At 63.7% G+C, this 17,954-nt stretch carries 15 protein-coding genes; 10 read left to right on the top strand and 5 right to left on the bottom strand.

The window, feature by feature from the left end:
• The first annotated feature begins 76 nt into the window (after positions 1 to 76).
• The gene (locus ACF8O8_RS24915) at positions 77 to 1,270 is read left to right on the top strand and encodes an MFS transporter (protein WP_350297784.1); all 1,194 of its coding nucleotides are present in this window, start codon (positions 77 to 79) and stop codon (positions 1,268 to 1,270) included.
• On the opposite strand, the gene ACF8O8_RS24910 is transcribed toward ACF8O8_RS24915, so the two are convergent.
• Entirely contained in the window at positions 1,232 to 2,278 is a 1,047-nt protein-coding gene (locus tag ACF8O8_RS24910) for an alpha/beta hydrolase family protein (RefSeq protein ID WP_392510646.1), read from the bottom strand. The two genes, ACF8O8_RS24915 and ACF8O8_RS24910, sit on opposite strands and share 39 nt — an antisense overlap.
• Positions 2,279 to 2,479: 201 nt before the next feature.
• On the opposite strand from ACF8O8_RS24910, the gene yghU reads away from it, so the two are divergent.
• The 6 genes from yghU to ACF8O8_RS24880 all read left to right on the top strand — a co-directional run bounded on the left by yghU (position 2,480) and on the right by ACF8O8_RS24880 (position 9,447).
• Positions 2,480 to 3,322, top strand: a complete 843-nt coding sequence (yghU, locus tag ACF8O8_RS24905; RefSeq protein ID WP_010953833.1) for a glutathione-dependent disulfide-bond oxidoreductase — start codon at positions 2,480 to 2,482, stop codon at positions 3,320 to 3,322.
• A gap of 191 nt (positions 3,323 to 3,513) precedes the next feature.
• Complete coding sequence (locus tag ACF8O8_RS24900; RefSeq protein WP_010953832.1) at positions 3,514 to 5,217, top strand: amidase; 1,704 nt, start codon at positions 3,514 to 3,516, stop codon at positions 5,215 to 5,217.
• 82 nt (positions 5,218 to 5,299) lie between these two features.
• On the top strand, positions 5,300 to 5,974 hold the full coding sequence (locus ACF8O8_RS24895; RefSeq protein WP_049586315.1) for a transcriptional regulator: 675 nt from the start codon (positions 5,300 to 5,302) through the stop codon (positions 5,972 to 5,974).
• Complete coding sequence (locus ACF8O8_RS24890; protein WP_350297782.1) at positions 5,971 to 6,888, top strand: pyridoxal-phosphate dependent enzyme; 918 nt, start codon at positions 5,971 to 5,973, stop codon at positions 6,886 to 6,888. Before ACF8O8_RS24895 ends, ACF8O8_RS24890 begins: the two co-directional genes overlap by 4 nt.
• A 184-nt stretch (positions 6,889 to 7,072) precedes the next feature.
• Complete coding sequence (gene nspC, locus ACF8O8_RS24885) at positions 7,073 to 8,170, top strand: carboxynorspermidine decarboxylase (protein WP_003248125.1); 1,098 nt, start codon at positions 7,073 to 7,075, stop codon at positions 8,168 to 8,170.
• A gap of 32 nt (positions 8,171 to 8,202) precedes the next feature.
• Positions 8,203 to 9,447 (top strand): saccharopine dehydrogenase family protein, encoded by a 1,245-nt coding sequence (locus tag ACF8O8_RS24880; protein WP_003248123.1) that lies wholly within the window; start codon positions 8,203 to 8,205, stop codon positions 9,445 to 9,447.
• A gap of 130 nt (positions 9,448 to 9,577) precedes the next feature.
• Here ACF8O8_RS24880 and ACF8O8_RS24875 read toward each other — a convergent pair whose 3' ends face one another.
• A complete protein-coding gene (locus ACF8O8_RS24875) occupies positions 9,578 to 10,624 on the bottom strand; it encodes a class I SAM-dependent methyltransferase (protein WP_010953829.1) in 1,047 nt (348 codons plus the stop codon).
• Positions 10,625 to 10,868: 244 nt separating this feature from the next.
• Here ACF8O8_RS24875 and ACF8O8_RS24870 point away from each other — a divergent pair, with 244 nt between their 5' ends.
• Entirely contained in the window at positions 10,869 to 12,197 is a 1,329-nt protein-coding gene (locus ACF8O8_RS24870; RefSeq protein ID WP_010953828.1) for a UDP-glucose/GDP-mannose dehydrogenase family protein, read from the top strand.
• 9 nt (positions 12,198 to 12,206) lie between these two features.
• Here ACF8O8_RS24870 and mqo read toward each other — a convergent pair whose 3' ends face one another.
• Complete coding sequence (gene mqo / locus ACF8O8_RS24865) at positions 12,207 to 13,826, bottom strand: malate dehydrogenase (quinone) (protein ID WP_010953827.1); 1,620 nt, start codon at positions 13,824 to 13,826, stop codon at positions 12,207 to 12,209.
• A 144-nt stretch (positions 13,827 to 13,970) separates the two neighbouring features.
• Here mqo and ACF8O8_RS24860 point away from each other — a divergent pair, with 144 nt between their 5' ends.
• A complete protein-coding gene (locus tag ACF8O8_RS24860) occupies positions 13,971 to 15,191 on the top strand; it encodes a putative DNA modification/repair radical SAM protein (RefSeq protein WP_104887527.1) in 1,221 nt (406 codons plus the stop codon).
• Complete coding sequence (locus ACF8O8_RS24855) at positions 15,182 to 16,030, top strand: TIGR03915 family putative DNA repair protein (RefSeq protein WP_392510645.1); 849 nt, start codon at positions 15,182 to 15,184, stop codon at positions 16,028 to 16,030. Before ACF8O8_RS24860 ends, ACF8O8_RS24855 begins: the two co-directional genes overlap by 10 nt.
• A gap of 62 nt (positions 16,031 to 16,092) precedes the next feature.
• Here the strand turns inward: ACF8O8_RS24855 and ACF8O8_RS24850 are convergent, their stop codons facing one another.
• Positions 16,093 to 17,064, bottom strand: a complete 972-nt coding sequence (locus ACF8O8_RS24850; RefSeq protein WP_014861077.1) for a biotin-dependent carboxyltransferase family protein — start codon at positions 17,062 to 17,064, stop codon at positions 16,093 to 16,095.
• Positions 17,061 to 17,948: an allophanate hydrolase subunit 1 gene (locus ACF8O8_RS24845; RefSeq protein ID WP_049586156.1), complete on the bottom strand. Its 888-nt coding sequence runs from the start codon at positions 17,946 to 17,948 to the stop codon at positions 17,061 to 17,063. The genes ACF8O8_RS24850 and ACF8O8_RS24845 overlap by 4 nt, the downstream gene beginning before the upstream one ends.
• Between the last annotated feature and the right edge of the window lie 6 nt (positions 17,949 to 17,954).

Below are 17,954 nucleotides of genomic sequence, written 5' to 3'. Positions count from 1 at the left end.
CGTTAGCCTGCTGTCTTTTCCTTCGCGCAACGGCCATGATGGGACCACGCCCAACCGCCCGCCCGCGAAAGAGCCCATGACCGCGCAACAACCAGCCCCCGCCAGTAACACGCTGCACATCACCCTGCAGATCCTGTCGATCGTTTTCTATACCTTCATTGCGTTCCTCTGCATCGGCCTGCCGATTGCGGTGCTGCCCAGCTATGTGCACGACCAGCTCGGCTTTGGCGCAGTGATCGCCGGTGTAACCATCGGCCTGCAGTACCTGGCCACGCTGCTGAGCCGCCCGTTTGCAGGGAGGGTGGCGGACACCTTGGGAGGGAAACAGGCCATCCGCTTTGGCCTGCTGGGGATTGCCGGTTGCGGGGTGTTGACGTTGCTGTCAGCCTGGACCCTCACCTTGCCGCTGCTGAGCCTGGCACTGCTGCTCGGTGGACGCTTGCTGCTGGGCATCGCCCAAGGGCTGATCGGCGTGGCCACCTTGAGCTGGGGCATCAGCCAGGTCGGCCCCGAACACACTGCCAGGGTCATCTCGTGGAACGGTATCGCCTCCTATGGCGCGATCGCCATCGGTGCGCCAGTTGGCGTTCTGGCCGTGGACGGGCTGGACTTCAGCGTGCTGGGGCCGGCTTTGCTGGTGCTGGCAACCCTTGCCCTGCTGGTGCTTCGCAAGCGCCCCGACGTGGTCGTGGTACGCGGCGAGCGCCTGCCCTTCTGGTCGGCGTTCGGCCGGGTTGCCCCGTGTGGCCTGGGTTTGACCCTGGCCTCGATCGGCTACGGCACCTTGACCACCTTCGTCACCCTGTATTACCTCGAGCGCGGCTGGGCCGGCGCGGCCTGGTGCCTGAGTGCGTTTGGTGTGTGCTTCATCATTTCGCGGCTGCTGTTCGTCAACGCGGTCAACCGCTTTGGTGGGTACAACGTGGCGGTCGCCTGCATGGCCACCGAAGTGCTCGGCCTGAGCCTTCTGTGGCTGGCGCCCTCGCCGCCCTGGGCGCTGGTTGGCGCCGGGCTGACCGGTTTCGGGCTGTCGCTGGTGTACCCGGCATTGGGCGTGGAAGCGATCAAACAAGTCCCCAGCAGCAGCCGCGGCGCAGGGCTGGGTGCCTATGCTGTGTTCTTCGACATGGCCTTGGCCATTGCCGGCCCGGTGATGGGCGCCGTGGCGGTACACCTGGGGTATGCCTCGATCTTCTGCGTGGCTGCCCTGCTCGCCCTAGCCGGGGTCGGCCTAACGTTGTGGCTGGCGCGGCGCGCCCGTCGCAGCTGAACGCTCAGCCGGCGCTGGCGACCCCAGCGCCTGGCTGAAGAACGCTGCCGTTTCTCGCTGCAGCGAATGATGGATATACCGGCGGTCGACGCCGTCGGCGTCCTTGCACAGCGCCGGCATTCGCGCGTACTGCTCGGCATCGCAGTGGGCCATGAATACGAAATGCCCGGCACCGGCCAACAGGCGGTAGTCCGGTGTGACCGGCAGTTTGCGGGCCAGGGCCTCGGCATTACGGTCCACTGCCACAAGCTGATCGCTGTCGCCACTGTAGATCAGTGCGGGTACCTGCACACCGGCCAGCGTATGGCGCCCGAACAACAGGCTCAGCGGCGCCATCAACATGACCGCCCCCACCCGCGGGTCGGTCTCGGGCGCCAGTTCGCTGCGGTCGGCAATCAGTATGCCGTGGGTCTTGCAGGCGTCTGCGTCATGCGGACGCTCCAGGCAGTACTGACGCAGACGCTCCAGGTCGGGGCGTGCGCCAGACAGGATCAACGCGGTTTCTCCGCCGGCCGAGTAGCCGATCACACCCACCTTGCCGTCATTCAGATAAGGCCCGACCACTGCATCATCACGCGCTGCGGTGATCGCCGCGCTGACTTGCAACGGCCGTCCATAAAGATTGCTCAGGGTGCCAAGGCGACTGTGGTCGCGCACGTTGTCCCCCGGGTGCACCACCGCCACCACCACGAACCCTTGGCGCGCCAACGACGTGGCCAGGTAATGCAAGGCCAGTGGGCTGCCCGTATTGCCGTGAGACAGCACCAGCAGCGGGAATCGCCCCATGGCGACGGGCGCCTCTTCGGCCACGTCGACGGGATACCCGTCTATACGGCTGATACGGGTTTTGCCAACGGCCGGGTAGAACGCCAGCGCTTGCATCGGGCGGCTATCGACCGGGTCGGTCAAGGTCATAAGGTGCAGGCCGGCAACCCACGGCGCGGCCTCGGCGCGGGCCAACAGGCCGCCGAGCAGGACCAGCGCCAACACGCAGCGTGCAAGGGTCATCGGCCAGCGGCTCCTTGCAGGACGAAGGGATAACCCAGCATAAAACCGGCCGGCGTTGTGCCGGATGAAAACTGGATGAAACCGCCGTCATGCAAGCTGCGCCTGCACCCTGTGCATTTGCACATTGCGTCGAACCCATGGCATAGATGCAGGTCAACGTTTTCACGTGACCGTTTTCGCGCCTTTGAAGGAGATTCATGCATGAGCAAGCCTGCCTACGTGCCACCCAAAGTCTGGCGCAACGACGCAGCCTCCGGCGGCCAGTTCGCCAGCATCAACCGCCCGGTAGCCGGCCCGACTCACGACAAGGACCTGCCGCTGGGCAAGCACCCGCTGCAGCTGTATTCCCTGGCCACGCCCAATGGCGTCAAGGTCACCATTGCCCTTGAAGAGCTGCTTGCCCTGGGCCACGCCGGTGCCGAATACGATGCCTGGCTGATCCGCATCGGCGAGGGTGATCAGTTTTCCAGTGGCTTCGTCCAGGTCAACCCCAACTCGAAGATCCCTGCCCTGCTCGACCGCAGCGTGGAGCCGCCGGTGCGGGTGTTCGAGTCAGGCTCGATCCTGCTGTACCTGGCAGAGAAGTTCGGTGCTTTGCTGCCAAAATCGCCGGCTGCGCGCACCGAATGCCTGAACTGGTTGTTCTGGCAGATGGGGGCGGCGCCTTACCTGGGCGGTGGTTTTGGCCACTTCTACGTGTATGCACCGGAAAAGTTCGAGTACGCCATCAACCGCTTCACCATGGAGGCCAAGCGTCAACTGGACGTACTTGATCGCCGCTTGGCCGAAAGCCGTTATCTGAGCGGCGAGGAATACAGTATCGCTGATATTGCCGTGTGGCCGTGGTATGGCCAGCTGGTGCGCGGCAACCTGTATGACGCCGCGCAGTTCCTGGCGGTTGACGAGTACCCGAACGTACAGCGCTGGGCCGAGGACATCGCCCTGCGCCCTGCTGTGCAGCGCGGTACACGCGTGAACCGTACCTGGGGAGATGAACACAGCCAGGTGCCGGAGCGCCATAGCGCCGCAGACCTGGAAGGTTGACGCAAACCGTGTGGGAGCGGCCCTTGGGTGACTGAAAGGCCGCCCCCACAATGGGCCGTGCAATACCTGCGAATGCCCCCGACAATGCCCCCTTGCATAAAACCATTTGCCCCTGCGCAAACCTGCGTCCGCCAAGCCCTTCTTGTACACTCCTCGCATTAGCCCCCACCTGCACATTTTTTGGTGAACGCATGATCGAGGTAACCGAGGTTTCCATTGCCGAGCTGCGCGACGCGCTCGAGACGGGCCGCACAACGGCGGTCGAGCTGGTCAAGGCCTACCTGGCGCGCATCGACGCCTACGATGGCGCCGACACGGCCACTGCCCTTAACGCCGTAGTGGTGCGCAACCCGGAGGCGCTGAAAGAAGCCGAGGCCTCCGATGCCCGCCGCGCCAAGGGCCAGGTGCTTAGCCCGCTGGACGGCATCCCCTACACCGCCAAGGACAGCTACCTGGTCAAAGGCCTGACTGCCGCCTCCGGCAGCCCTGCCTTCAAGGACCTGGTCGCCCAGCGCGACGCCTTCACCATCGAGCGCCTGCGCGCCGCTGGTGCCGTGTGCCTGGGCAAGACCAACATGCCGCCCATGGCTAACGGTGGCATGCAGCGCGGCGTCTATGGCCGCGCCGAAAGCCCGTACAACGCCGACTACCTGACCGCGCCCTTCGCCTCGGGCTCGTCCAACGGTGCCGGTACCGCCACCGCCGCCAGCTTCAGCGCCTTTGGCCTGGCCGAAGAAACCTGGTCCAGCGGCCGTGGCCCGGCGTCCAACAACGGCCTGTGCGCCTACACCCCGTCGCGCGGGGTGATTTCGGTGCGTGGCAACTGGCCGCTGACGCCGACCATGGACGTGGTGGTGCCCTATGCCCGCACCATGGCCGACCTCCTTGAAATCCTCGACGTGGTGGTAGCCGATGACGCCGACAAGCGCGGCGACCTGTGGCGCCTGCAGCCGTGGGTGCCGATCCCCGCTGCCTCGACGGTACGCCCAGCGTCGTACCTTGAACTGGCGGTAGATGCCAGCGCGCTCAAGGGCAAGCGCTTTGGCGTCCCACGCATGTATATAAATGCCGATCCCGAAGCGGGCACCGCCGAGAAGCCAGGCATCGGCGGGCCGACCGGCCAACGCATCAACACCCGCGCCACGGTGATCGACCTGTGGCAACAAGCACGCCAGGCCCTGGAAGCGGCGGGTGCCGAAGTACTGGAAGTGGACTTCCCGCTGGTGTCCAACTGCGAAGGCGACCGCCCAGGTGCGCCGACCGTGTACAACCGTGGCATCGTCAGCAAGGCATTCCTGCATGACGAACTGTGGGAACTGTCGGGCTGGGCCTTTGACGACTTCCTGCGCGCCAACGATGACCCCAAGCTTAATCGCCTGGCCGATGTCGACGGGCTGAAGATCTTCCCCCACGACCCGGGCACCCTGCCCAACCGTGAAGACGACCTGGCTGCCGGCATGGACGAGTACGTCAACATGGCCAAACGTGGCCTGAAGACCTGGGACCAGATCGAGACCCTGCCCGACGGCCTGCGCGGCCTGGAGCAGACCCGCAAGCTGGACCTGGAAGACTGGATGGACAAGCTGGGCCTGGACGCGGTGCTGTTCCCCACCGTAGCCGACGTTGGCCCGGCCGATGCCGATATCAACCCGGTATCGGCGGACATCGCCTGGAGCAACGGTGTCTGGGTAGCCAACGGCAACCTGGCAATCCGTCACCTGGGCGTGCCGACCGTGACCGTGCCGATGGGCGTGATGGCCGATATCGGTATGCCGGTGGGGCTGACCTTTGCCGGGAAGGCCTATAGCGACAACGCGCTGCTGAGTTTTGCTGCCGCGTTCGAGGCCACCGGCTCGCGCCGGATGGTTCCGCCGCGCACGCCGGCGCTCGGCTGAGTCTTACAGGGCCCGCGAAAGCAGATCGCGAATTTCAACTATATGTGTAAAAATGCACAAACAGTTGATTTTGCGGTCTGCCATGCCTATCCCCCCCAGCGAAGAACGCCAACTCACCCTCACCGTGCTCAAGGCCGCGATCCAGGCACTGGGCAGCGTTGCCGCACGCAACATGGAAATACTCCTGCACGACCTTGACCACCCCGAACACTCGGTGGTGGCGATCGTCAACGGGCATCTTTCCGGCCGCAGCGTGGGCAGCCCGATCCTTGCCGCACCGGAGCAGGACCAGGGTTTCAAGGCACTGATGCAGGCCTCGGCCGACCAGCACGGCCGTGAGCCGGTGGTGCTGCCCGATTACCCCACTACGCTCAAAGGCCGCACGCTACGAAGTGCCACGGCAATCTTCCGTGACAGCAGCGGCCACCCGTTCGCCAGCCTGTGCGTCAACACCGACGTCACCGGCCTGGATGCTGCCATGAACTTTCTCCAGCAGCTGCAGCCGCTGGGGGCCATACCTGCGGTCAACGAACCTGCCGACATGGAGCTGCTGATGAGCGAGATCATCCAGGCCGCCCTGCAGCGCAGCGGCCAGGGGCGGATGAACAAACAGGCCAAGGTCGAGGCCGTGCGCGTCATGCAGGAGCGCGGCCTGTTCATCGTCAAGGGCGGCGTCGAGAAGGCTGCCAGCGCCCTCGGCGTGACGCGCTACACCATTTACAACTACCTCGAGCAACTACGCGGAGCCAGCCAATGACCTTGCACATTCATACCCCCCTGATCGAGTCGCGCCCGCTGTCGTTGGCGGCCGGTCGTAATATCTGGCTCAAGCTCGACGCCCTGCAACCCTGCGGTTCGTTCAAACTGCGCGGTGTAGGCCACGCCTGCGAGGTACACCACGCGCGTGGCGCCCGGCACTTTGTGTCCTCGTCAGGTGGCAATGCCGGTTTGGCAGTCGCCTATGCCGGACGCAAGCTGGGGGTGCCGGTGACCGTGGTGGTACCCGAAACCACCACCGAACGGGCCAAGCAGTTGCTGCACCTGGAAGACGCCAAGGTGGTGGTGCAAGGCAGTTCCTGGCAAGAGGCCAACGCCCTGGCACAGACACTGGTAGGCCCGAACGATGCCTTCATCCACCCATTCGACGACCCACTGCTGTGGGCCGGGCATGCCAGCCTGGTGGATGAAGTGGCCGAGGCCGGCCTGAAGCCGGACGCGGTGGTGTTGTCAGTCGGCGGGGGCGGCTTGCTCAGTGGCGTGGTGGAGGGGCTCAAGCGCAATGGCTGGGGCGATGTGCCGGTGCTGGCGGTAGAAACCGAGGGCGCGGCGTCGCTGCATGCGGCCATGCAGGCTGGGCATTCGGTGGAGCTGGAGCGCATCGCCTCGGTGGCGACGTCGCTGGGGGCCAAGCGTGTGGCTGATCAGGCGCTGATGTGCGTGCAGCAGCATCCGGTGCACAGCCATCTGGTCAGCGATCGCGCAGCGCTGGAGGCCTGTGAGCGGTTCTTGCTGGACCACCGTGTACTGGTCGAGCCCGCGTGCGGGGCGGCGTTGGCAGTGGCCTATGATGCCAAGGCTCTGGGCGCCTTGCGCAATGTCCTGGTGGTGGTCTGTGGTGGCGCTACCGCAACACTGGAGCAGATCCAGGCCTGGCTGCAGCAGGCAGACTGAAGCTGCCATCTGTCGGGGGTGATTACGACAGTCACATGCACCTGATCTACTAGGCTCGCCGCAACCGAAAAGCCCACGCAATGGCGTCAACCCTGACGAAATGCGTATCCCGCCCTTTCGGTCTGCGGCAAGTGAAGGCACAATGCGTGTCCTTTTTTTGGCCGGCCTGGCCGGGGGCCTTTAAATGATCAAGACGCCGTATTACCTCATCGATAAAACCAAGCTGCTCAGCAACATGGAGAAGATCGCCTACGTGCGCGAACACTCCGGTGCCAAGGCGCTGCTCGCCCTCAAGTGCTTCGCCACCTGGTCGGTGTTCGACCTGATGCAGCAGTACATGGACGGTACCACCTCGTCCTCCCTGTTCGAGCTCAAGCTCGGCCGCCAGAAGTTCGCCGGCGAAACCCATGCCTATAGCGTGGCCTGGGCCGACGACGAGGTCGAGGAGATGCTTGAGAACTGCGACAAGATCATCTTCAACTCGATCGGCCAGCTGCAACGCTTTGCCGAACAGTCCGAAGGCAAGGTGCGTGGTCTGCGCGTCAACCCGCAGGTCAGCAGCTCCGACTACCTGCTGGCCGACCCGGCCCGCCCGTTCAGCCGCCTGGGCGAATGGGACCCGGCGAAGATCGAACAGGTGATCGAACAGATCTCCGGCTTCATGTTCCACAACAACTGCGAGAACGGTGACTTCGGCCTGTTCGACAAGATGCTCACGCACATCGAAGAGCGTTTCGGTCACCTGCTGCACAAGGTCGAGTGGGTCAGCCTTGGTGGCGGCATTCACTTCACCGGTGAAGACTATGCAGTAGACGCCTTCTGCGCGCGCCTGAAGGCGTTCTCGGAAAAATACGGCGTGCAGGTTTACCTGGAGCCGGGCGAAGCCGCCATCACCAACAGCGCTTCGCTGGAAGTGACCGTGCTCGATACCCTGTACAACGGCAAGCACCTGGCCGTGGTCGACAGCTCGATCGAAGCGCACCTGCTCGACCTGCTGATCTACCGCCTCAACGCCAAGATGGCCCCCAATGACGGCGAGCATACCTACATGGTCTGCGGCAAGTCATGCCTGGCCGGTGACATCTTCGGCGAGTACCAATTCGACCGTCCGCTGGCCATTGGCGATCGCCTGTCGTTCATCGACACGGCGGGTTACACCATGGTCAAGAAAAACTGGTTCAACGGGCTGAAGATGCCTTCCATCGTGGTCAAGCAGCTCGACGGCAGCGTCGAAGTCGTCCGCGAGTTCGGTTTCGAAGACTACGTTTCCAGCCTGTCGTAAGACCGGCTTTCAAGTAAGGAGCAAAGGGTAAATTGAAGAAGAACGTTCTTATCATTGGTGCAGGAGGTGTCGCCAAGGTGGTGGCCCACAAGTGCGCGCAGCATAACGACGAACTGGGTCGTATCGCCATCGCGTCACGGAACATCTCCAAATGCCAGGCCATCATCGACAGCGTCAAGGCCAAGGGTAGCCTCAAGGTACCCGCCGACATCCAGGCCTTCTCGCTCAATGCCCTCGATGTCGAGGCAACCAAGGCGCTGATCCGCGAAACCGAATCGCAGATCGTGATCAATGTGGGTTCCGCCTTCCTCAACATGTCGGTGCTGCGTGCTTGCATCGATACGGGTGTCGCCTATCTGGACACCGCCATCCACGAAGAGCCGGGCAAGATCTGCGAGACCCCACCATGGTACGGCAACTACGAGTGGAAACACCTCGAAGAGTGCCAGGCAAAGAACATTACCGCCATTCTCGGCGTCGGTTTCGACCCGGGTGTGGTGAACAGCTACGCCAAGCTGGCGCAGCAGCAGTATTTCGACAGCATTGATTCGATCGATATTCTCGACGTCAATGCCGGTTCGCATGGCAAGTACTTTGCCACCAACTTCGACCCGGAAATCAACTTCCGCGAGTTCACCGGACAAGTGTGGAGCTGGCAGAACAGCCAGTGGACCAGCAACACCATGTTCGAGGTCAAGCGTACCGACGACCTGCCAGTGGTAGGCTCGCAAAACCTGTACCTGACCGGCCACGATGAAGTTCACTCGATTTCGAAGAACCTCAACGTCCCGAACGTGCGCTTCTGGATGAGCTTCGGCGAGCACTACATCAACGTGTTCACTGTTCTGAAAAACCTGGGCCTGCTCAGCGAGCAACCGGTGAAAACCGCCGAAGGCCTGGAAGTGGTACCGCTGAAAGTGGTCAAGGCCGTACTGCCAGACCCGGCCTCGCTGGCCCCTGGCTACACCGGCAAGACCTGCATCGGCGACCTGGTCAAAGGCACCAAGGATGGCCAGCCGCGCGAAGTGTTCATCTACAACGTGGCCGACCACGAAGAAGCCTACGCCGAGACCGACAGCCAGGGCATTTCCTACACCGCCGGTGTACCGCCAGTGGCCGCTGCCCTGCTGGTCGCTCGTGGCGAGTGGGATGCCAAGCGCATGGTCAACGTCGAGGAGCTGCCAGCCGAGCCGTTCCTCAAGGCGCTGGACGTGATGGGCCTGCCGACCCGCGTCAAAGATGAAAAAGGCGATCGTCCCTGGGACGCTGAAGCCTAAGCGACAAACAGAAGGGGTGCCATGCAGCACCCCTTCTGCTTTCCAGGTCCAGGATCGCCACAGCCCTGAAACAAGCACGTAACCTGTGGGAACGGGCAAGCCCGCGAAGAGGCCGGCGCAAGATCACGCTCTACTTGCGGGCCTCCAGAATCAGGTTGAACGGCGTCTGCGTCGCGCGCCGGAAGCGGCTGAACCCCGCCTCCTCGAAGACGGCCCGCAATCGCGCCTCCCCGGCCTGCGCACCCAACCCCAGTCCCACTTCCTGCGACAACGAATTGGGCGTGCAGATAAACGTCGACGCCGCATAGAACAAGCGCCCGACCGGTGTCAGGTTACCCTCCAGCGAGTCCTCGGCATATGGCTCCACCAGCATGACCGTGCCATCAGCTTTCAAAGCATGGTAGGCATGCCTGGCTGCCCCGACCGGGTCACCCATGTCGTGCAGGCAATCGAAGAAGCACACCAGGTCATGATCATGCCCCGGGTACTCCTTGGCGCTGGCCTGCTGGAAGCTCACCCGCCCCTCCAACCCCGCTTCCCGTGCACGCGCGTTGGCGGTGACGATTGAAGGCTGATGATAGTCGTACCCCACGAAGGTCGACGCCGGAAACGCCTGCGCCATCACCAGCGTCGAGGCACCATGACCGCAGCCCACGTCCGCCACCTTGGCGCCCGCCTGCAGCTTGGCCACCACACCCTCCAGTGCCGGCAGCCAATCCGCAACCAGGAAGGTGCGATACCCCGGCCGGAAAAAGCGCTCGGTACCGCTGAACATGCACGGGTGGTGATCGCCCCAGGCCAACCCGCCATCGCCGCGCATGGCGGCTACCAGCTTGTCCTTGTCATGGAACAGCGCCGCCACCACTGCCGCGCCGCCGGCCATGTAGGCCGGGGAGTCCTCCAGCGCCAGGGCCATGGCCTGTTCTTCAGGCAGCACAAAACGGCCCTTGTCATGGACCATGTAGCCCGATGCCGCCTGGGCATTCAACCATTCGCGCACCAGCCGCGGGTGGCAGCCGGTCTTTTCCGCCAGTTGCTCAGGGGTGACCGCCTGGCTGTCGGCCATGGCCCGGTACAGCCCCAGTTCATCGCCGAGAATGACATTGGCCAGCGTCGCCGCTGCGCCCATGTCGCCCACCAGCTTGCCCATGAAATCGTGAAGCCTTGCCTCGTCCATGACCTGCCCTCCTCTGCAAGAAGGCCATCGCCAACGAGGGACGTCCGCTCCGGGAAGGCGGTGGTCGGTTCAAGGGTTTTCGTTCGCGGTACAACACGCTACCGCGAGCTGTCAGTAAGTTTAGATGCTCTGCCTGGGCGACGTGGAATAACGGCCATATGGCCCACGAGCATTTCCCTCAGGTCACAATTCCTAAACAACGATGTGACATTTTTTTTCAGCTTTCCTATCAAGGAGCTGTCAAATGAAGGTCACGGTTTTCGGAACCGGCTATGTCGGCCTGACCCAGGCAGTGTGCCTGGCCCAGGTAGGCCATTCGGTGTTGTGCATGGATGTCGATGCCGATCGGGTGGCCAGCCTGAGTGAAGGCCATTGCCCGATCTTCGAGCCCGGCCTTGCGCCGCTGCTGGAGAAGAACCTCGCCTGCGGTCGGCTGCGCTTCACCACGGATGCCGCAGCGGCTGCCAACTATGCCCGGTTGCAGTTCATTGCCGTCGGTACTCCGCCGCAAGCCGATGGTAGCGCCGACCTGAAGCACGTTTTCGCCGTGGTCGACAGCATCCTCGAACACGCTGACGGGCCCAAAGTAATCGTCAACAAGTCCACCGTGCCGGTGGGTACGGTACACCGCATCAAGGCACGCATCGCCCAGGCCGTGGCCGATACCAGCCGCTTCCAGGTGATCAGCAACCCGGAGTTTCTCAAGGAAGGGTCTGCGGTGGATGACTGCATGCGCCCCCAGCGCATCATCATCGGCGGCGCAGAAGCGGCCGAAGTGGAGTTGCTACGCGAGCTTTACCTGCCGTTCAACCGCAACCGCGAAAAGTTCATGGTCATGGACGCGCGCAGTGCCGAGCTGACCAAGTACGCAGCCAACTGCATGCTGGCCACCAAGATTTCCTTCATCAACGAAATCGCCAACCTGGCCGAGCACCTGGGGGCCGACATCGAAATGGTGCGCCGTGGCATCGGCTCGGACCCGCGCATCGGTTACGACTTCATCTACGCCGGCTGCGGTTTTGGCGGCTCGTGCTTCCCCAAAGACCTGCAAGCCCTGCGCCACAGTGCCGAGGCGGAAGGCTTCGAGACACAGTTGCTGCGGGCAGTAGAGTCGGTCAACGAGCAGCAGAAGGGCCGGCTGTTCAGCAAGATCCAGCGCCATTACCCCGGCGGCCTGCGGGGCAAGGTGTTTGCCCTGTGGGGGTTGTCGTTCAAGCCCAATACCAATGATATCCGCGAAGCTTCCAGCCGGGTCCTGCTGGAAGCACTGTGGGCCGCGGGCGCGCGGGTGCAGGCTCACGACCCTCAGGCCATGGAAGAAATCCGGCGCCACTACGGCCCGCGTGCCGACCTGCAACTGGTGCCCTGCAAGGACGATGCGTTGCGGGGCGCCGATGCCCTGGTGATCGTCACCGAATGGCAGGACTACCGTGTGCTCAACCTGGACGAGGTGCCGCAGCAGCTGGCCGACCGGGTGGTGTTCGATGGCCGCAACCTGTACGAACCCGAGCACATGGCCTCGGCAGGGCTGGCTTACTACGGCATCGGACGTGGCAAGATTGCGCCAGCTTGACGGCAATGATTACCGGCTGGCCACTCCCTGGCTGTCAGCCGGCCTTATCGACTCAGGGCGCTGCGGACTGACAGGCGGCTCAAGCTGCAGCACCTCGTTGGTATATGCCCACTCCTTCTCTAGCTGATCCGGGTGGTCGTTCAGGCGGATGCCATAGGACGGGATGATCTGTTTGATCTTGGCCTGCCACTCGGGCGACGCCACCTTGTTCTTGAACACCTTGTTCAACACATCGAGCATGATAGGCGCAGCGGTCGACGCACCGGGAGAGGCCCCCAGCAAGCCGGCGATACTGCCGTCCCTGGACGTCACCACCTCGGTACCGAGCTTGAGCACGCCGCCCAACGCTTCGTCTTTCTTGATGATTTGCACCCGCTGGCCCGCCTGCCACAGCCGCCAGTCTTCTTTCTTCGCCTCGGGGAAGTAGGTGCGCAGCGCTTCGAAGCGGTCATCGTCCGATTGCAGCACCTGCCCGATCAGGTACTGCACCAGGTCGAACTCGCGTACCCCTACCCGCACCATCGGCCAGGCATTGTGCACGCTGGTACTGGCGAGCAGGTCAAGCAATGAGCCCTGCTTGAGGAACTTGGTCGAGAAGGTGGCAAACGGCCCAAACAGGATCAGGCGCTTGCCATCAAGTACCCGGGTGTCCAAGTGCGGCACCGACATGGGCGGCGCACCGGTTGCGGCAATGCCATAGGCCTTGGCCATGTGGCGCTGGGCGATAGCCGGGTTGTCAGTGACCAGGAACGAGCCACCGACCGGGAAGCCGCCATAGTTCTTGGCCTCGTCGATACCCGACTTCTGCAGCAGCGGCAGTGCCGCCCCGCCAGCGCCGATGAACAGGAACCGGGCATCGGTGGCTGCCTTGCTGCCATTCTTCAGATTCTTGTACTCGACGTGCCAGGAACCGTCGTCGTTACGGGTGATGTCCTGCACTTCGCTCGACAGCTTGAGATCGAAGTTCGGCCGCGTCTGCAGGTAACCCACATACTGCCGGGTGATCTCGCCAAAGTTGACGTCGGTGCCGATCGGCGTCCAGGTCACGGCCAGCTTCTGGTTGGGATCGCGGCCTTCCATCATCAGCGGGACCCATTTGCGGATCTGCTCGTGGTCTTCGGAGTACTGCATGGGTTTGAACAGGGGGCTGGCCTGCAGCGCCTCGTAGCGCTTCTTCAGGAAGCGGATATTGTCATCGCCCCAGACAAAGCTCATGTGCGGGGTGGTGTTGATGAACGAATGCGGGTTTTTCAGCACGCCCTGCTTGACCTGCCAGGCGAGAAACTGGCGCGTTACCTGGAACGACTCGTTGATTTCAACTGCCTTGCTGATGTCGATCTTGCCGTCTTTTTCCGGGGTGTAGTTCAGCTCCGCCAGAGCCGAGTGGCCGGTGCCGGCGTTGTTCCAGCCGTTGGAGCTCTCCTCGGCCACCTTGTCCAGGCGCTCGACCATTTCCATCGACCAGCCGGGCTCCAGCTCATTGAGCCACACGGCCAAGGTAGAACTCATGATGCCGCCGCCCACAAGCAGCACATCGACCTTTCGGGTTTCCGCCGCTTGGGCATTGAGCATGCCGATGGCCAAGGCCAGCCCGGCCATCGCCAGTTTTGGCTTGATGGTGATCTTCATAACCTCTCCCGCGCCTCGTTGCTGTCCGTGGTTCAGCCACAAGCTTAGCCGACGCGTTTAGTCGGGTATGACGACGCACAAACACTTGCAATCGGCGACATCTCAAAATACTGTATGAATACTCAGTATCGCAGGTCAGCCACCATGCAACTCATCGCCAAACTCGGCATCCTTGCCGACGCCGCCAAGTACGACGCCTCCTGCGCCAGCAGTGGTGCGCCCAAGCGCAATTCGCGCGGCGCTGACGGCCTGGGTGCCACCAACGGCATGGGTATCTGTCACAGCTATACCCCGGACGGCCGCTGTGTATCGCTGCTCAAGGTACTGCTGACCAACTTCTGCCTGTACGACTGCCAGTACTGCGTCAACCGCCGCTCCAGCAACGTGCCACGCGCGCGCTTCAGCCCCGAGGAAGTGGTACGCCTGACCCTGGACTTCTACCGGCGCAACTGCATCAGCGGCCTGTTCCTCAGCTCCGGCATCATCCGCTCGGCGGACTACACCATGGAGCAGCTGATCCGTGTGGCCCGGCTGTTGCGCGAAGAGCACAGCTTCCGCGGCTACATCCACCTCAAGGCCATCCCCGATGCCGACCCGCTGCTGATCGAAGAAGCCGGGCGCCTGGCCGACCGCCTCAGCGTCAACATCGAACTGCCCACCGACGCCAGCCTCAAGCGCCTGGCGCCAGAAAAGCAAGGGCACACCATTCGCCAGGCGATGGGCGTGATTCATCAGGGCCAGCAGGCCGTGGCCAACGAGCCCAGGGCGCCGCGCTTTACCCCGGCCGGGCAGAGCACCCAAGTCATCGTCGGCGCCGACAGCACCGACGACAGTACCTTGCTGCGCAATGCCGAGTCGCTGTACCAGGGCTACGGCCTCAAGCGCGTGTACTACTCTGCCTTCAGCCCGATCCCCGACAGCCCCGGCAGCGTACCCCTCGCCGCACCACCGCTGCTGCGCGAACACCGCCTGTATCAAGCCGACTTCCTGCTGCGTGGCTATGGCTACAAGGCTGGCGAGCTGCTGGGCCACAGCGGCAACCTGGCACTGGACATCGACCCCAAGCTGGCCTGGGCGCTGGCCAACCGCGAAGTCTTCCCGCTGGACGTGAACCGCGCCGAACCTGCGCTACTGGCGCGTATCCCCGGCATCGGCCTGCGCAGCGTACAGCGCCTGGTCGCCTTGCGCCGGGAGCGGCGCATCCGTTATGACGACCTGATCCAGCTGCGCTGCGTGCTGGACAAGGCACGGCCGTTCATCGTCACCAGCGACTACCGCCCCGCCCAGGCCGAGCTGCGCAGCGGCTTGCTGAGAGCGCGCTTGAGTGAGCCGCCAGCGCCCGTGCAGATGGGGTTATGGGGGTGATCGCACTCGACTGCGACGACCTGTTCGCCACCTGGCGCGAGCAGGCCCGCGTATTGTTGAGCCATGGCATCGACCCGTCGGAAGTCACCTGGTCGCAAGGCCCGATGGCGGACCTGCTGGCCGTGCCGGCTGTGCCGCCTGAAGGGCCTGGCCCTTTCCGGGCCAAAGTCCCGGCCGCACTGCTGAGCCAGTTGGAGCAGGCCTCTTGCTACCGTGGCGAGCAGCGCTGGAACCTGCTGTATGAAGTGCTGTGGCGCGTCGCCCATGGCGACCGCACGGCAATGCTGGCCGGTGACCGGCTGGGCAGTGAGCTGCAACGGCGCATCAAGCAGGTAACCCGCGAGGCGCATCACTTGCACGCGTTTGTACGCTTCGTGCCGTTGCCTGAGGAACTGGCTGAGCACTTGCAGCTGGATCTGGTGGCCTATCACGAGCCGGCACACGACATTCTGCACAGTGCCAGCGCCCACTTCGCCGACCGTCTGGGGCGTTTGCGCTGGTTGATTGCCACGCCACAGGATGGCATTCGCTTCGACGGCCAGTCGTTCGACTACCAGCGACAGTGCCCCGAGCCCTGGCGCCAGTGGGCCCGCAACGCCGAAGACCCCGGCGCCGAACTTTGGCGCACCTACTACCGCCACACCTTCAACCCGGCCCGCCTCAACCCGGATGCCTTGCGCCTGCACATGCCAGGGCGGTTCTGGCGGCATTTGCCGGAAGGCATGCTGATACCGCAGCTTGAAGGCCTGGCGCGCCAAGGCAAACAGCGAGACGGCCAAGCCCTTGAGGTGGCCTCGCAAACCGGCAAGACCATCAGCAAGCCTGCGCGCTCGGTGTAGCTGCGGAGCCTGTTGCGGCCCCGTCGAGACACAAGGCCGCAGCTACAGCGAAAACATCATGCTCAGCTGAAGAGCCTGGCCAGGCAGGCCAGTTTCTTCTTGTACGAACGGCGCGCCTCCAGTGCCTGCTCCAGGCTCACCGGCAGGAACCGCGCCTGCTGGTTGGGCTGCATCTGCCCGATCAGGTCGAGGTCGGCGCTGATCACCGTGCCGATCATGGCGTAGCCGCCCCCCGACACTGCATCGCGATGCAGGATGATCGGTTCCAACCCTGCCGGCACCTGGATCGATCCAATCGGGTAGCAGCTGTCGACGATATTGGACGGGTCCGACCCGGCACCGAACGGCTGCTCGCGAGGCTGGAAACTCAAGGCGCTGCCGCCTTTGTAGCGATATCCGATACGGTCCGCTTCGGAGCCAACCGTCCAGGCGTCGGTGAAGAAACGTTGCGCTGCAGCTTCGGTCAGGCGGTGGAAGTACAGCCCAGGCACCACCCGCAACACCACCTCGCCCCCCAGGGCCTGACGCAGGGCCATGGGCAAACTTGCACCGGCACGGGTCTTGCCGCTGGGCACGCCGACCGGCAGCAGGTCGCCCGCCATCAGTTTGCGCCCATGAAAGCCACCCAACGCGCCCAGCGCGTAGGTGGACCGGCTACCCAGTACCTCGGGCACATCGATGCCTCCGGCCACTGCCAGGTAGGCCCGGGCGCCCGCTGTTGGAAAGCCGAAACGCAACACTTGCCCCGCCCGCACGGCAAACGCAGTGTCCGGTCGCTGCTCGCGGCCATCGAGCAACGCTGGCATCTGCGCACCGCACACAGCGACCAGTGCGTCTTGCTGGAACTCCAGCTCCGGCCCCACCAGCGCACACTCCAGGCCCGCAGCGCCGGCCGGGTTGCCCACCAGGTGATTGGCTGCGCTCAAGGCGTACTGGTCGAGTGCGCCGGACGGTGGGATACCCAGGTGGTAGTAACCTTCGCGGCCCAGGTCCTGTACAGAAGTGGCCAGCCCCGGTTTGAGTACCTTGATCATGCCAGCACCTCCTGCAGCGATTTGGGGTAGCCGACCGGGTCGGCGAGGAAGGCGTCCAGGGAAAACGCCACCGGGCGAATGCGCAGGTCGAAGCAGCCATCCTCCACTTCCGCCACCGCCTGGTCGTAGGTGCGGCGGTCGATAGGCTTGAACTGCACGATGTCACCTGGGCGGAAGAACACCATGTGCTCTTTCAGGTAATTCAAGGTCTGCTGCGGGTCGTAGATCGGTGCCGGGGTGACGCCGAACATCTGGTAGCCCCCCGCCCCGCGCACCGAGTAGATGCAACCAAAGCAGCCGCCATGGCCCAGGGTGAGCTTGGGCGTGTCGGTACGGGGGCGCAGGTACTTGGGCACCTGCAGCTGCCGCTCGCGCTCGACCATCTGGAACATGAACGGCAAGCCGGCGACAAAGCCGACCATCGACACGAACCATGGCGCGCCACTGTGGGCCGCGATGAAGGCCTCGACATCGGCCAGGCCGTTGATGCGCGCGGCGTACTCCAGGTCAGTGCTGGTCGGGTCCTGGTGGCGATCCCGAAAGCGCATCAGGGTTTCATGGGTCCAGGGGTCGTTGTACAGCACCGGGATCTCGATGATCCGCGTCTGCAACGAACGCTCGGCCACCGCCTGCGCCTCGGCGCCGCGCACGGCTTCGAGCAGTGCCTCGGGGGCGATACGGTCCGGGTCGAAGCGGACCTGGAACGACGCATTGGCCAGGCACACATCAAGCACGCCATCCAGGGCCATGCGCTCCACCGCACGGGTGACGGCCATACCCTTGAAAAAGGCCTCCAGCGACATGCTTTCGCTGACTTCGGCAAACAGGTGCTCGTCGGCGCCGAAGCTGTAACGGATCGGGGTTGTAGCAAGCGGTTCGGCCATGACAGT

The sequence above is a fragment of the Pseudomonas sp. TYF_14 genome, assembly GCF_043105275.1.
Taxonomy (GTDB): Bacteria; Pseudomonadota; Gammaproteobacteria; order Pseudomonadales; family Pseudomonadaceae; genus Aquipseudomonas; species Aquipseudomonas alloputida.
Note: the sequence above shows the minus strand (reverse complement) of the source record. Positions and strands in the feature narration are given on the sequence as shown.